Annotated in this window: 9 protein-coding genes and 1 pseudogene; all 10 read left to right on the top strand. The window is 65.3% G+C overall.

Features of this window, described 5'->3' with window-relative positions; genetic code table 11:
- The first annotated feature begins 67 nt into the window (after positions 1-67).
- Entirely contained in the window at positions 68-2,257 is a 2,190-nt protein-coding gene (locus P1IM2_RS04840) for a M3 family metallopeptidase (RefSeq protein ID WP_186401590.1), read from the top strand.
- Between the two features lie 186 nt (positions 2,258-2,443).
- Positions 2,444-3,349: an SPFH domain-containing protein gene (locus P1IM2_RS04835; RefSeq protein ID WP_186401589.1), complete on the top strand. Its 906-nt coding sequence runs from the start codon at positions 2,444-2,446 to the stop codon at positions 3,347-3,349.
- A gap of 11 nt (positions 3,350-3,360) precedes the next feature.
- A complete protein-coding gene (locus tag P1IM2_RS04830) occupies positions 3,361-3,594 on the top strand; it encodes a hypothetical protein (RefSeq protein ID WP_062901546.1) in 234 nt (77 codons plus the stop codon).
- Complete coding sequence (locus P1IM2_RS04825) at positions 3,584-4,558, top strand: alpha/beta hydrolase (RefSeq protein ID WP_186401588.1); 975 nt, start codon at positions 3,584-3,586, stop codon at positions 4,556-4,558. The genes P1IM2_RS04830 and P1IM2_RS04825 overlap by 11 nt, the downstream gene beginning before the upstream one ends.
- Positions 4,559-4,571: 13 nt before the next feature.
- On the top strand, positions 4,572-4,862 hold the full coding sequence (locus P1IM2_RS04820; protein WP_186401587.1) for a hypothetical protein: 291 nt from the start codon (positions 4,572-4,574) through the stop codon (positions 4,860-4,862).
- A 97-nt stretch (positions 4,863-4,959) separates the two neighbouring features.
- Positions 4,960-5,628 carry a ribulose-phosphate 3-epimerase gene (gene rpe / locus P1IM2_RS04815; RefSeq protein ID WP_058812314.1) on the top strand — a complete coding sequence of 223 codons (669 nt, stop codon included), beginning with the start codon at positions 4,960-4,962 and terminating at the stop codon, positions 5,626-5,628.
- Between the two features lie 42 nt (positions 5,629-5,670).
- Positions 5,671-7,410: a heparinase II/III family protein gene (locus P1IM2_RS04810; protein WP_186401676.1), complete on the top strand. Its 1,740-nt coding sequence runs from the start codon at positions 5,671-5,673 to the stop codon at positions 7,408-7,410.
- A gap of 203 nt (positions 7,411-7,613) precedes the next feature.
- Positions 7,614-10,400: pseudogene (locus P1IM2_RS04805) on the top strand (TonB-dependent receptor).
- Positions 10,401-10,413: 13 nt separating this feature from the next.
- Positions 10,414-11,847 carry a purple acid phosphatase family protein gene (locus P1IM2_RS04800; RefSeq protein ID WP_234178399.1) on the top strand — a complete coding sequence of 478 codons (1,434 nt, stop codon included), beginning with the start codon at positions 10,414-10,416 and terminating at the stop codon, positions 11,845-11,847.
- Positions 11,848-11,882: 35 nt separating this feature from the next.
- Positions 11,883-12,914 (top strand): phytase, encoded by a 1,032-nt coding sequence (locus P1IM2_RS04795; protein ID WP_186401586.1) that lies wholly within the window; start codon positions 11,883-11,885, stop codon positions 12,912-12,914.

Genomic DNA, 12,914 nt, shown 5'->3' with positions numbered 1-12,914 from the left:
GCCCTATCGGGTTAAGGCACCTACCGACATAGTTTCGTCCGAAACCAAAACCCCCGGGAGATCACAGATGCCGCGTATCGCGCCCCGCCCTCTCCGTCATTTGTCGATGCTGCTTGCATCGACGGCGCTGATGATGGGTTATAGCCAGATGAGTATTGCCGCCGAACCCGCCGCCAAGGCGCCCGCTTCCACCCCGGCCGACGCGAACCCGCTGCTTGCCCCGTGGACCGGTCCCTATGAAGGGGTGCCGCCGTGGGACAAGCTGGACCCCGACCTGTTCCCCGACGCCTTTGAAAAAGGGATGGCCGAGGTGAAGGCCGAGGTGCAGGCGGTCATCGACAATCCCGCCGCGCCGACTTTCGAAAACACGCATGTCCCGATGCAGCTTGCCGGCGAAACGATGGACCGCGTCTTTGCGATGTGGGGCGTGCAGACGTCGAACAAGTCGAACGACCGCGTCGAAGATATAGACGCCGAATGGAGCCCGAAGCTCACCAAATTCTATACCGAGCTGTTCCTCGATCCCAAACTCTTCGCGCGCTACAAGGCGGTGTATGACACGCGGCTGACGAGCGGGCTCAACTCCCAGCAGATTCGCATTGTCGAGCGCAGCTATGACGAGATGGTGCGCGACGGCGCCAATCTGTCCCCCGCCGACAAGGCGAAGCTGGTCGATATGAACGCCAAGCTGGAAGGGCTGTTCTCGACCTTTTCGTCGAAGTTGCTCGGCGATGAAAAGCTTTACACCTTCGTCACCGACAAGGCCGAACTCGACGGGCTGCCCGCGGGCTTCGTAGCTTCGCTGGCCGCTGCGGCCGAGGCGCAGGGCAAGCCCGGCCAGTGGGCGATCAAGAACACCCGCTCGTCGGCGCAGCCGGTGCTCCAAAATGCGACCAATCGCGCGCTTCGCGAGAAGGTGTGGCGCGCCTTCGTCAATCGCGGCGACAATGGCGATGCCAACGACACCAATGCGACGATCGCCGAAATACTGAAGCTGCGCCAGGCGCGCGCCGAACTGCTCGGCTTTCCGACCCATGCCGATTATCGCATGGCCGACACGATGGCCAAGACGCCCGCGAACGCGATGGCGCTGATGATGAAGGTGTGGCCCGCCGCGGTCGCGCGCGTGCATGAAGAGGTAGCCGACATGCAGGCGATCGCCGATGCCGAGGCAAAGGCGGGCAAGGGGCCGAAGATCACCATCGAGCCGTGGGATTATCGCTTCTATGCGGAGAAGGTCCGCAAGGCGAAATACGACCTCGATGAAAGCGAGGTGAAACCGTACCTCCAGCTCGACAAGCTGCGCGATGCGATGTTCTGGTCGGCGGGGCAGCTCTATGATCTGGGCTTCCGCGAAAACACCGGCACGATCCCGGTCTTCGATCCAAAGGTGAAGACGTTCGAGGTCTATAACCTCAAGACCGGCAAGAATGTCGGGGTCCTCTACCTCGACAATTTTGCGCGCGACGGCAAGCGTTCGGGCGCTTGGATGACCACCTATCGCAGCGAACAGGGGCTGGGCGGCGAACGCAATGTCCTCGCGTCGAACAACAATAATTTCACCGAAGGCGCAAACGGCGAGCCGACGCTCGTCAGCCTCGACGATGCGACGACGCTGTTCCACGAATTCGGGCACGGCATCCATTATCTGTTGCAGCACGTCTATTATCCGGCGCTTGCCGGGGTGCCGCGCGACTTCGTCGAATATCCGAGCCAGGTGAACGAGAACTGGCTGATGACGCCCGAAGTGCTGTCGAAATTCGCCACGCACTACAAGACGGGCGAGCCGATGCCGCAGGCGCTGGTCGACAAGATCATCGCGTCGAGCAAGTTCAACCAGGGGTTCGAGACGGTCGAATATCTGGCGAGCGCGATCGTCGACATGAAGCTGCACGACCGCAAGGTGCCGGTGACCGACGTCGATGCTTTCGAACGCGAAACGCTGGCCGAAATCGGCATGCCCAAGGAAATCGTCATGCGGCACCGTTTGCCGCAGTTCGGTCATCTGTTCAGTTCCGACGCCTATTCGGCGGGCTATTACAGCTATCTCTGGTCGGAAACGATGGACGCCGACACCTGGGCTGCCTTCATGGAAGCGGGCGGGCCGTGGGACCGCAGCGTCGCCGACAAGTTCCGGACCATCCTGTTGATGACGGGCAACGAGACCGACCGCGCCGAAGCCTATCGCGCTTTCCGTGGCCGCGACCCCGACGTGAAGGCGCTGCTCGAACGCCGCGGGTTCCCGACCGGCGAATAATCAAACGAAACCCGGGGAGCAAAGGGGGCCGCCGTGCCCCCTTTCTTTTGTCCGCTGTCCACAACAGAGACGATCGGAGGCCTTCCACCAGCGCCGATAGACCAGCTCCAGCCGATTCCTGTTGACGGCCACCGAATCCGATATAAATATGATATCATCTTTATATCGGATGATTCGGAGGGCAAGATGGGAGACGGAACTGCGCCGGCACTGAACCGCAGCCGTGAAACGCGGGCTGCGACACAGAGCGGCTATCTGATGCTGCTGGTCTGGCTGGTGCTGGTCGGCATCGCGATCTGGGCGGCGGTGGCCAACATCAATGGCGAAACGGTTGACTGGAACTGGAAATGGGGCGTTGTTGTCGCAAGCGGCGTCGTCGGCACCCTGATCCTGTGCGGCTTTTACCTGATCAATCCCAATGAGGCGGCGGCGATCCAGCTGTTCGGCAGTTACAAGGGCACCGACCGCGAAAGCGGGCTGCGCTGGGTGTTGCCGTGGCTGACCCGCAAGAAGATCGCGGTGCGCGCGAACAATGTGATTTCGGACAAGATCAAGGTCAATGACCTGCGAGGCAACCCGATCGAGATGGCGGCGCAGGTCGTCTGGCGCGTTACCGACACCGCGCAGGCGCTGTTCGACGTCGACGATTACAAGGAATTCGTCCTCGCGCAGATCGAAGCGGCGGTGCGCGCGATCGGATCGCGCTATCCCTATGACGATCACACGCATGACGAGATCACGCTGCGCGGCAACCATGACGAGGTGGGCGTCGAACTGCGAAAGGCGTTGATCGAGCGGCTCGACGTCGCGGGAATCACCGTCGACGAATGCGGGCTGACGCACCTTGCCTACGCCCCCGAGATCGCCGGCGCCATGCTGCGCCGCCAGCAGGCCGAGGCGGTGGTCGCTGCCCGCGCCAAGCTGGTCGAAGGCGCGGTGTCGATGGTCGAGATGGCGTTGCAGCAATTGTCCGAAAAGCAGGTCGTCGACCTCGACGACGAACGCCGCGCCGCGATGGTATCGAACCTGATGGTCGTCCTGTGCGGTGAGCGCGACACGCAGCCGGTCGTCAACGCCGGGTCGCTCTACTGAGCCCAAAAACGATGTCAACAGCTGCCAGGAAAGCCTTTGCCCTCCGCGTCGATCCCGCCCTTTATGCGGCGATCGAGCGGTTGGCGGCGGCCGAATTGCGTAGCGCCAATGCCGAGATCGAAATGCTGCTGCGCGAAGCGCTCGCTCGCCGCGGCGTTGCCGTGAAGGCGAGCGAAAAGCCCCGCCGCGGTCGCCCGCCGGCGGTAGCCGATACGCGCGCGACGGAGTCCCCTGATGAAAAATAGGATCGCCGCTGCGGCCCTCGCCGCTGCCCTGCTGCCCACCGCCGCGCCTGCCGGGGCAAGCCCGGTCGCCAGCGAAATCAGCGCGCCGGGCCCCGACGGCCCGCTCGCCGGCACATTGCTGAGCGCCGAGAAGGCGAGCGCACCCGTCGTCTTGATCGTCCCCGGATCGGGGCCGACCGACCGCGACGGCAACAGCCCGCTCGGCATCACCTCGGCAAGCTACCGCCTGCTTGCCGAGGCGCTGGCGCAAAAGGGCATCTCCGCGGCGCGCATCGACAAGCGCGGCATGTTCGGCAGCGAGGCGGCGGTCACCGATGCGAATAAGGTGACGATCGCCGCCTATGCTGCCGACGTCGGCGCATGGGCGCGTAGCCTGACCGAGCGAACCGGCCAGCACTGCATCTGGGTGGCCGGGCACAGCGAAGGCGGGCTGGTCGCCATCGCGGCCGAAGCCGATCCGCATGTCTGCGGCCTGATCCTGATATCGGCGATGGGACGCCCCTTCGACGTGGTGCTGCGCGAACAGCTTGCTGCCAATCCGGCCAACGCGCCGATCCTGTCCGACGCCAACGGCGCGCTCGACCGACTGGCGAAGGGCGAGCATGTCGATGTGAGCGCAATGCACCCGGCGCTCGCCCGCGGTCTCTTCAATCCGGCGGTGCAGGATTATCTCATCGACCTGATCGGGCACGATCCCGCCGCGATGCTGGCCGCCACCACCAAGCCGGTGCTGATCGTCGCGGGCAGCGCCGACTTGCAAATTCCCCTCGCCGATGCCGAAAAGCTGAAGGCCGCGCGCCACGACGCGACACTGTCGGTGATCAAGGGGATGACCCATGTGCTGAAGCAGGCGAGCGCCAGCGACCGCGCCGCCAATATGGCGACCTACACCGATCCGAGTCTGGCGATCGATCGTTCGCTCGTCGCCGACATCGTCCATTTCGTGCGCGCGAACAGCCACTGAAGGAGGCCCGATCATGCTTCACCTCTTCCTCGACAAGAAGCCCTGGTTCCGCGCCAAGAACCGCGGTTATGGCACCGGCCTGCCGATCGCGTGGCAGGGGTGGGTCTTCATGGCGCTCCACATCGCGCTGATCGCCGGGCTGTCGATGGCGCTGCGCAACCAGCCGGTCGCGATGACCATCGTCGTTGTCCTCGCAGCGCTCGCGCCCATGCCCATCTACCAGGCCCGCACCGAGGGCGGCTGGAAATGGCGCTGGAGCAATCGCGCCGCCGAAAAGCGCGACGACAAGCGACGGAAAAAATAGCCGCGCTGTCCGCCCCGACCGATTATCGACAGTCTCCGCCTAGCGGCGACGTCCAGCGCCTTGCCCCCATACCGCTTGATGGTTAAGGGCGGTCGTCATGACCGCCGATCCATCCTCCGTCCGCATCGCCCCTTCGATCCTCAGCGCCGACTTCGCGCAGCTGGGCGAAGAGGTGCGCCGCATCGAGGCGGCGGGCGCCGACTGGGTCCATATCGACGTGATGGACGGGCATTTCGTGCCCAATCTTACCATCGGACCGATGGTGGTAAAAGCGCTGCGTCCCCATTCGACTTTGCCTTTCGACGTTCATCTGATGATCTCGCCGGTCGATAATTTCCTCGACGCCTTCGCCGCGGCGGGCGCCGACATCATCACCGTCCATCCCGAAGCCGGTCCGCACATCCATCGCAGCGTCCAGCACATCAAGTCGCTGGGCAAGCAGGCGGGCGTGTCGCTCAATCCCGCGACCCCGGCGAAGATGCTCGACTATCTGATCGACGACATCGACCTCGTCCTCGTGATGAGCGTCAATCCGGGTTTCGGAGGGCAAAGCTTCATTTCGAGCCAGCTTCGCAAGATCGAGGCGGTGCGCAAGATGATCGACAAATCGGGCCGCGACATCCGGCTGGAAGTCGATGGCGGCATCGACGCCGCAACTGCCCCGCTTGCCATCGCGGCGGGGGCCGACGTCCTGGTCGCCGGCACCGCAACCTTCAAGGGCGGTCCCGCGGCCTACGCCGACAATATCAAGCGCCTGCGCGGCTGATCGATGGAAGGGAGACCGTTGACCTCTGCTCCCGTCGATCCGATGCCCGAAACGGGCGACCCCGTCGCGCCGCTCGACGACAGCATCGAACCCGGCAAACGGCTGATCCGCCTGCCCGCCGACAAGGGCCTTTCGCTGGGCGACCGCATCGCCAATCATTTCACCCGCCTGACCTGGCGCACCCCGCTCCATGCGCTGCGGCTGAAGGGGCGTTTCCCGCTCAAGCTGCTGGGCGTTCCGGCCGATCCGGTTCCCGGCGACACGCGCGCCGGCATGGCGATCCGCGCCGGCCATTTCCTCCACCGCGGACTCAAGCTGCCGATAAGGGAGATTGATTTCGCGGCGCTCCCGGTCGCCCCGGCCTTCGCCGATTATCTGCACAGTTTTGCCTGGCTGCGCGATCTTGCCGCCACCGGGACGCGCGCCGACGGCGCCCCGATCGCCGAAGCGCTCGTCCGCCAATGGCTCGCCGCGCACGGCGAAACGGTAAGCGAACCCGCATGGCGCGCCGACAATGCCGGCTGGCGCATCCTGTTCTGGGCCGCGCACGCGCCGCTGATCCTGTCGTCGAGCGATCTCGTCTATCGTTCCGCCGTACTCAACCATCTCGCGCGCGCGGCGCGCCACCTCGATCGCGTCGCCGACAAGACGCGCCCCGGCACCGGCCAGCTTGTTGCCTGGATCGGCATCGTCGCTGCATCGCTGCTGATGCCGGGCGGCGAGCCGCGCCAGGTGTTCGGCGAAGCAGGGCTGCGCAAGGTTCTCGAGACCAGCTTCTATGCCGACGGCGGCAATATCGCGCGTTCGCCGCAGGCACAGCTCGACGCGATCATGGCGCTGTCGATGCTCGCGCGCATTTACGACATGCGCCGGATGGAGGTGCCGCCCTTCCTGCAGGAAGTGCTTGCGCGCACCGTGCCAGCGCTGCTCGGGCTCGTCCACAGCGACGGCGGCATGGGCAATTGGCAGGGCAGCGGCGCGACGCCGGCAGCGGTTATCGAAGCGGTCGTCGCGGCAAGCGGTGTGCGCACCCGGCCGCTCAAACAGGCGCGCGACTGGGGCTATCAGCGCCTGGTTGCGAACAAGGTGGTCGTATTGGCCGACGCCGCGCCGCCCCCAATCGCGCGGGTTACCGAAGCGGGCTGCGCCTCGACGCTGGCGTTCGAGCTTTCGGATGGCGACGAACGCATCGTCGTCAATTGCGGCGGCGCAGCGCTGACCGGCGCGACGATTCCCGCCGACCTGGCGCGCGGGCTGCGCACCACCGCCGCCCATTCGACGCTGACCATCGCCGACAGCAATTCGACCGCGATCCTGCCCAACGGGACGCTTGGCCGCGGCGTGACCGAAGTCGAGCTCGACCGGCGCGAAACGCCGCAGGGCAGCCGGGTCGAGATGGGGCATGATGGCTATGTTCGCCGCCACGGTCTGATCCACCGCCGCCTGCTGATCCTTTCGCCCAACGGCCGCGAGCTGCGCGGTGAGGACATGCTGCTCCCCGCCCCGCGCAGCCGGCGCAAGGGCGACAAGGCCTTCACGCTGCGTTTTCACCTCGGCCGCAATATCTCGGCCAGTCTGACCGCCGACAAGCTCGGTGCGCTGCTGCGCATCGCGGGCGGCCCGCTGTGGCAGTTCCGCACCTCCGAAGGCCAGCTCGCGATCGAGGAAAGCCTGTGGGTCGACGGCGACGGCCGGCCGCATCCGACCGAGCAACTCGTCGTAACGGGTGCCGCGCCCGCCGGCGGTGCCAGCATCGGCTGGATCTTCAAGCATATCGGCTGACCGCCCATGCCGCGCGCAGCAGCGGGGGGAAAAAATCCTAGGCCGAATTTTAAACGGATTTTCCAGCGGTTTAGCATAGCCGCACCCCCGCTTGTTTCACTCGTGTGACATCGACGTAACACAGCCGTCATGGGCGATTGTCACAGGCCCCCTCGATCCGCCGGCACAGGGCGCCGGCGGCCATCTGGACAGGGGCTCTTTCCATGACACTGATTCGCAGTTGCCGTTCGCGCATCCTTCTTGGCACCGGCCTGGCCGCGGCCATGCTCGCTCCGGCGAGCGCCTTCGCTTCCGACATCGTCGGCATCGTCACCGACGCCACAGACACGCGCGCGCTGCAGAGCGCTGAGGTTCGCATCGTCGAACTGGGCCGCGTTGCCGAAGCTGGCCGCGACGGCAGCTTCCGTTTCGGCGACGTGCCCGCCGGTACCTACACGCTCGAGGCGCGCTACGTCGGCGCCGAGCCCGTACGCAGCACGATCGACGTGCCCGCAACCGGCAGCGTCACGGTCAATTTCAGCCTCGGCGGCGCGAACGACATCCTCGTCGTCGGATAGGCCGCGAACCAGGCCAGCGCGCTGTCGCGCCAGAAAGCCGCTGACGGCGTCGAAAGCGTCCTGACGCGCGACGCGATCGGTCAGTTCCCCGACCAGAATGTCGCCGAATCGCTGCGCCGCCTGCCGGGCGTCAACATTCTGAACGACCAGGGCGAAGGCCGCTTCGTCTCGGTGCGCGGGCTCGATCCCGAACTCAACGCCTCGTCGCTCAACGGCGTGCGCCTGCCGGCACCCGAAAGCGATGTCCGTTCGGTGGCGCTCGACGTCATTTCGTCGGACACGATCGAATCGATCGAGATCAAGAAATCGCTGACCGCCGACATGGATGCCGACACGATCGGCGCCTCGATCGAGATTCACACGACCAGCGCGTTCGACCGCCAGCGCGACCTCTATTCGGCGCGTATCGAGGGCAGCTACAATGATTATTCGGGCAAGCTGACCCCCAAAGGCAGCCTCGATTTCGCGACGCGGGTCGGCGACAATTTCGGCATCGCGGGCAGTATCAGCTATTACAAGCGCAAGTTCGAAACCGACAATGTCGAAGCCGGCGACTTCTGGAAAGAAGCCGACGGCGTCGCCTTCGCCCCCGAAATCGAATATCGCGACTATGACGTCACCCGCGAGCGGATCAGCGGCGCGCTGTCGTTCGACTGGCGCGCGTCGGACACCACCAAGGCCTATATCCGCGGCAATTTCAGCCAGTTCGACGATCATGAATATCGCCGCCGCACGACGATCATCTTTAACGAAGATCCCGCCTCGGGCGACGCGAACAGCGCCTTCTTCACCGATGCCGACGGCCGCATCGAAGTCCGCCGCGACCTCAAGGACCGGTTCGAGCGTCAGCGCATCCGCACCATCGTCGTCGGCAGCGACACCGACACCGGCGTGTGGAAATTCAACTGGTCGGCAAGCTGGGCCAAATCGAGCGAGCGCGAGGATTTCTCGATCGACCCGCTGCGCTTCCGCGCCCGCTTCAACGACGATGGCGTCGATGTGAACATGGATTACAGCAATCCGCGCGTGCCGCTCTACAGCGTCACCGCCGGCGCCGCGCTGTTCAACGATCCCACCGAATATGGCTTCAACCGCCTCGAACTCACCGACCTGTCGGACAGCCAGGACGAGGAATATGCGGTCAAGGCCGACCTCGCCCGCACCTTCGCCGGCGACAAGGGCGACTTCACGATCCAGGGCGGCATCAAATCGCGCTGGCGCGACAAGAGCTATAATTTCAACCTCATTTATTATGGCGATTATAACGGCGACTTCACCCTCGCCGACGTGCTGGGCCAGCAGACCTATCGCCTCACCGATATCGGCCCCGTGGCGAGCAAGACCGGTCCGGCCGCCTTCTACAATGCCAATCTCGGCAATTTCGAGGTCGACCAATATGAGTCCGACCTCGGGTCGAACAGCAGCGACTATTCGGTCAGCGAGGATATTCTGGCGGGCTATCTGCTCGGCCGCTGGGACAGCGACACGCTGCGCGTGATCGGCGGCGTCCGCGTCGAACGAACCAAGAATGTGCTCAACGGCAACCTCGTCGCCGACGACGGGTCCGACGTGTTCGTCACGCCGGTGTCCTACCGCCGCAACTATACCGACTGGCTGCCCAGCATGACGATCCGCTTCCAGCCGCAGCAGGATCTCGTGCTGCGCCTGGCGGGCTCGCGCAGCATCGTGCGTCCGAAGCTGTCGAAGCTCGCGCCGCGCTTCACGATCAACGAGGATGACGAGGCCGAATTCGGCAACCCCGACCTGCTGCCCTACAAGGCGTGGAATCTCGACGCGGGCGCCGAATATTATTTCGGCCGCAACGCCGCGCTGAGCATCGGCGGCTTCTACAAGTCGATCGACAATTTCATTGTCGACGGCTTCTTCGAGGACAGCGACGCGCCCTATAACGGCGTGTATCGCGGCACCGCCTTCAGCGAGGCGATCATCCCGGTGAACGGCGACAAGGCCGAGGTCGCCGGGCTCGAAGCAAGCTACAGCCAGGTGTTCGACATGCTGCCTGCACCCTTCGACGGGCTGTTGGCACAGGCCAATTACACTTACACCTGGTCGAAGGCGAAGCTGTTCGACGGCCGCAGCATCGCGCTGCCGTCGAATTCGCGCAACACCTTCAACCTCGTGCTCGGCTATGAAAAGGGGCCGATCGACATCCGGCTGGCGGGCACCTACCGCGACAAATATCTCGACGAAATCGGCGGCGATGCGGAAACCGACCGCTATGTCGACAACCACTTCCAGCTCGACCTGTCGGTCAAGTTCAAGCTCACCGACAATGTCCGCCTCTATGGCGAATGGGTGAACATCAACAACGCCAAATATTTCGCCTATCAGAATTATGCGAGCAGCCAGCGGCTGCTCCAATATGAAGAATATGGCTCGACGTTCAAATTCGGCGTCAAGGCCAATTTCTGAGGAGGGCGAGGCCATGTCGACGGGAGCGCGGCGCCGCCGCAACCGCTGGATCCTGCCGATCGCGCTCGCCGCGATCGGCGCCATCCCCGCCGCGGCGGGGGCGTCCGCCGCCGGCGGCACCCTGCCCCGTTCCCCCGGCCTGCCCTATGCGCCGCGCAACCTGCCCGACCGCATCGTCCTCACGCCCGGCTCCGATCCGGCGCGCGAGATGGCGGTCGCCTATCGCACCGACACCGCACAGGCCGAGTCCCAGGCCCAGATCGCGGTGTCGGTCGACGGGCCGACGCTCGAGGAAAAGGCCCGGCTCGTGACCGGCACCGCGGTGCGGGTCGACAGCAGCTACGGGCCGGCGCTCTATCATCAGCTGCGCTTTACCGGGCTCACGCCCAACACCGTCTATGCCTACCGGGTGAAGGGCGCGGCGGGATGGAGCGAATGGTACCAGTTCCGTACCGCGGCGGCCGAAGCCAAACCCTTCCGCTTTCTGTATCTGGGCGATGTCCAGAACGGCATCCTGACCTATGCCAGCCGCGTCATCCGGCAGGCGTTCCACGCCAATGGCGACATTCGCCTCGTCCTCCACGCCGGCGATCTCGTCGGCCAGCGCGACGACCTCGACCATGACGACGAATGGGGCGAATGGAACCAGGCGGGCGGCTATAATTACGCGATTGTCCCGCAGCTGCCCGCGACCGGCAATCATGAATATGTCGACGATCTCGCGCCTGACGGCAGCGAAAGCCGCCGGCTCGGTCCCTATTGGCCCGCGCAGTTCGCGTTGCCGTTGAACGGCGCCGATCCGGTCAAGGCGACGACCTATTTTGTCGATTATCAGGGCGTGCGCTTCATCGTCCTCGACGGCACCTCCGCCCTCGACCTCGGCACGGTGGCGGCGCAGACGCGCTGGCTCGATGCCGCGCTGGCATCGAGCAGGGCCAACTGGAATGTCGTGCTGTTCCACCAGCCGGTCTTCACCTGTGCCCGGCCCAACGACACCAAGGAAATCAAGGCGGCCTGGAAGCCGGTGTTCGACGCGCGCAAGGTCGATCTCGTCCTGCAGGGACACGACCATTGCTACAGCCGCCTGACGTCCGAAGCCGGTCGCGAGGCCAGCGCCAGGGCGCGCGCCGACGGCAGCGTGCAGGGGCCGGTCTATCTGGTCTCGGTCACCGGATCGAAGATGTACGCGCTCAACGACCGCACCCCATGGCAACCCGACAAGGTCGCCGAGGCGACCGAACTCTATCAGATCGTCGATGTCGAACCGCGGCGGCTTACCTTCCGGACCTTCACCGCGTCGGGCCGCCTGTATGACGGTTTCACGCTCGAACGCCGCGCCGATGGCGCCAATATCCTGCGCGAAATCGATGAACCGACGATCGCGGCGCGGCGGTGCAGCGGCACCGTCGGGCCCGACGGCGGCGCCTGCGTCGCGCGCGGCAAATGACCGGGCCGCTTGATCGGCATGACAGGGGAATTTCGATGATGTCTTTGCGCCCGCGGCAGCTCGCCGCTTCGATCGGCTTTGCCGCCCTGCTCGGCGGATGCGCCGCGCAGCAGGGTGCGGCGATCCACGGCCTGCCGCCGGTCGCGGTCACCGCCGACGGCGAAACCGCCCCCGTCGGCACGGCGAAGGCCGACGCCGCCGACGATCCGGCGATCTGGGTCGATCCGGCCGATCCGGGCCGCGCGCTGATCATCGCGACCGACAAGAAGGCGGGGCTGCACCTTTATGACCTTGCCGGCCGCGACCTCGCCTTTCTGGAAGGCGGGCGCGTCAACAATGTCGATGTCGCCGGCAATATCGTCGTCGCGAGCGACCGTAACGACGGCGTGAACGCGCATCTCGCGGTCTTCGCGCTCGACGGTGCCAAGCCCGCGCTGGCCAGCCTCGGCCGCGCCTCGGCGGGCCCCGGCGAAGCCTATGGCCTCTGCCTCAAGCGCAGCGCGCCCGGCGAGCCGGTGACGGCAGCCCTCATTATCAAGGACGGCACGGTGCGCGTCGGCACGCTGAAGCTCGCCGAGGGGGCCGAACCCGCCTTCGCCGTGCAGTGGGAGCATAAGATACCGACCCAGTCCGAAGGCTGCGTCTTCGACGGCGACACGCTGTATGTCGGTGAAGAGGACGCTGGCATCTGGCGGCTGACGCCGAACGCGAGCGGCGTCGATGCGAAGATCGTCGCGCCCGTCGACAACCAGCGGCTCGTCGCCGACGTCGAGGGGCTAGCGACGATCGACCACAAGGGGCAGCGCTATCTGATCGCATCGAGCCAGGGCGACAACGCCTATGCGGTCTTCCGCCTGCCCGGGATGGACTATGTCGGCCGCTTCGCCATTTCGGCGGGACGCTATGGCGCGACCAGCGAGACCGACGGCATCGAAGCGGTCGCGGGCAATTTCGGCGCGGCCTATCCCGGCGGCCTGTTCCTGGCGCAGGACGGCGACAATGCACCCGCGGCGCAGAATTTCAAGCTGGTGCGCTGGGACCGGATCGCGGCGGCGCTGGGACTGTAA

Source organism: Sphingopyxis sp. P1IMeth2 (assembly GCF_900185685.1).
Classification (GTDB): Bacteria; Pseudomonadota; Alphaproteobacteria; order Sphingomonadales; family Sphingomonadaceae; genus Sphingopyxis; species Sphingopyxis terrae_A.
The sequence above is the reverse complement of the archived record's forward strand: the minus strand, read 5'-3'. Positions and strand labels throughout refer to the sequence as shown.